Here is an 860-nt window from a genome sequence, read left to right on the forward strand (position 1 = left end):
CGGGGCAGTCCACGTGGGCGTAGTGGCGGTTGGCCGTTTCGTATTCCACGTGGGCGGTGTTGATCGTGATGCCGCGGGCCTTTTCTTCGGGCGCTGCGTCGATCTGGTCGTATGCCTTGGCTTCGCCACCGAACTTGGAGGACAGCACCGTGGCGATGGCCGCCGTCAGCGTCGTCTTGCCATGGTCCACGTGACCGATGGTGCCCACGTTCACGTGGGGCTTGGTACGTTCGAACTTACCTTTTGCCATTTTTTCGACTCCGAAAAAAATTACACCAATACAACATAGGCGCCCGCACATTTTTTATGTGCGCACACCTTGAATTTGGTGCCCATGGCGGGAATCGGACCCGCGACCTCTCCCTTACCAAGGGAGTGCTCTACCACTGAGCCACATGGGCATTTCGAGACGATCACACACTCTCGAGACTAACCACTAACCAACTGCAAACTGGAGCGGGAGACGGGAATCGAACCCGCGTCATTAGCTTGGAAGGCTAGGGTTCTACCATTGAACTACTCCCGCATCGCCTTACAGGCTCCGCGTTGCGCCTAAGCGCCGCTTCATATTTGGTGGAGGGGACTGGATTCGAACCAGTGTAGGCGTAAGCCAACAGATTTACAGTCTGCCCCCTTTAGCCACTCGGGCACCCCTCCGAAGAATCCATGATTGTAGCAGCCTTTTTGCTGCAAAGGAGTTTTCCTTAATCTAAATTGCTTCAAGGAAGCAGATCAACCGAGTGCGATCGCGAGCGGTGTAGATGCGAGTACGGGCGCCGGGTCCGGTGCGTTGGGGTTGGAGAAGGCCCATGTCTTCATAGAAGCGCATAGCGCGGGTGGTGAGGTCGAACTCTTTGGCG

The 860-nt window shown here is 56.3% G+C and carries 1 protein-coding gene, 3 tRNA genes and 1 pseudogene; all 5 read right to left on the reverse strand.

The window, feature by feature from the left end:
* Nucleotides 1-250: GTP-binding protein (locus tag AVAK2825_RS24705; RefSeq protein ID WP_284403124.1), on the reverse strand; the 250-nt coding region annotated here is incomplete at its 3' end.
* Nucleotides 251-326: 76 nt separating this feature from the next.
* Nucleotides 327-401, reverse strand: a tRNA-Thr gene (locus AVAK2825_RS24710).
* Nucleotides 402-452: 51 nt separating this feature from the next.
* Nucleotides 453-526 (reverse strand) — tRNA-Gly (locus AVAK2825_RS24715).
* A gap of 45 nt (nt 527-571) precedes the next feature.
* Nucleotides 572-657 (reverse strand) — tRNA-Tyr (locus AVAK2825_RS24720).
* A 58-nt stretch (nt 658-715) separates the two neighbouring features.
* A pseudogene (locus AVAK2825_RS24725) lies at nt 716-860 on the reverse strand (MerR family transcriptional regulator); the annotation flags it as partial.

This window comes from Acidovorax sp. SUPP2825 (assembly GCF_030158995.1).
In the GTDB taxonomy this organism is placed as follows: Bacteria; Pseudomonadota; Gammaproteobacteria; order Burkholderiales; family Burkholderiaceae_C; genus Paracidovorax.